The sequence below is a fragment of the Aeromonas sp. 604176 genome, assembly GCF_049170755.1.
GTDB lineage: Bacteria > Pseudomonadota > Gammaproteobacteria > Enterobacterales > Aeromonadaceae > Aeromonas > Aeromonas veronii_A.
In genome coordinates this window covers 1-1,130 of the sequence record NZ_JAAKNE010000261.1, presented here as the reverse complement: position 1 = coordinate 1,130, position 1,130 = coordinate 1, and the positions used below count along the sequence as shown (strand labels likewise).

The following is a 1,130-nucleotide window of genomic DNA, read 5'->3' as shown; positions in this document are numbered from 1 at the left end:
GGTACCATCGAACTGCCGGAAGGCGTAGAGATGGTAATGCCGGGTGACAACATCAAGATGGTTGTTACCCTGATTGCGCCGATCGCGATGGATGACGGCCTGCGTTTCGCTATCCGTGAAGGTGGCCGTACCGTAGGTGCTGGTGTTGTAGCTAAAGTTATCGCTTAATCGATACTTTAAATGCACACATGAAAGGGGTGGCTTCGGCCGCCCCTTTTGTTTTTGGGCTTTATCTGCCCTGTGAGATACTGGGCAAAACCATTGATTGAGGTAGTTTCCGTGAGCAAACCCGCCATTTTTCTGGATCGTGACGGTGTCATCAATGAAGACACTGGCTATGTCAGCCAGGTCGATGACTTCCATTTTCTGCCCGGAGTCATAGACGCCCTGCAGCTCCTCAAAAAGAAAGGCTATCTGCTGGTCGTTGTGACCAACCAGTCCGGAATCGCCCGCGGCTACTTCAGTGAAGATGACTTCATGAATCTGACCGAGTGGATGGATTGGTCACTGGCGGATCGGGATGTGGACCTCGATGGCATCTATTTCTGCCCCCATCATCCGGATCACGGCGCCCCCTGTGATTGCCGCAAACCGGAGCCAGGCATGCTGCTGTTGGCGCAACAGGAACTGGGGATCGACATGAGCCGTTCCTATATGGTGGGTGACAAGCCTTCCGATCTGAAAGCAGCGAGCAATGCCGGGGTCGGTCACAAGATCATGGTCAGAACCGGTAAGCCGGTTACCGAAACGGGTAGCGCACTGGCAGATGCCATCTATGACAACCTGCACGATTTTGCCATCGCGGTGCCTGCAGCAAGCTGATTTCGCCGGTTTAATATGCCAATTGGTGGCTTTGTGAGCGAACGAACAGCGAAAGCCATCTTTTTGCAATTATCCCCTTGCCAGAACGAATTCACTCCCTATAATGCGCCTCCATCGACACGGCAAGCGGCAACGCAGAAAGCCAAGTCGGTAACATCGAAAAGCCTTTGCAAATAAGGCTTGACTCGAGAAGGCGGTTGAGTAGAATGCCACTCCCGCAGCAGCAAAAGCTGCGTCGCTCTTTAACAATTTGAATCAAGCAATCTGTGTGGGCACTCGCAGCATCGAGCATCAAAAACAATTTTTGA

At 52.3% G+C, this 1,130-nt stretch carries 2 protein-coding genes and 1 pseudogene; 2 read left to right on the top strand and 1 reads right to left on the bottom strand.

The window, feature by feature from the left end:
• Positions 1-168: pseudogene (gene tuf / locus G5358_RS21190) on the top strand (elongation factor Tu); the annotation flags it as partial.
• A gap of 111 nt (positions 169-279) precedes the next feature.
• Positions 280-822 (top strand): D-glycero-beta-D-manno-heptose 1,7-bisphosphate 7-phosphatase, encoded by a 543-nt coding sequence (gmhB, locus tag G5358_RS21185; RefSeq protein WP_216952229.1) that lies wholly within the window; start codon positions 280-282, stop codon positions 820-822.
• Between the two features lie 91 nt (positions 823-913).
• Here gmhB and G5358_RS21180 read toward each other — a convergent pair.
• The coding region (locus tag G5358_RS21180; RefSeq protein WP_421324892.1) for a hypothetical protein at positions 914-1,130 on the bottom strand (217 nt) is incomplete at its 5' end.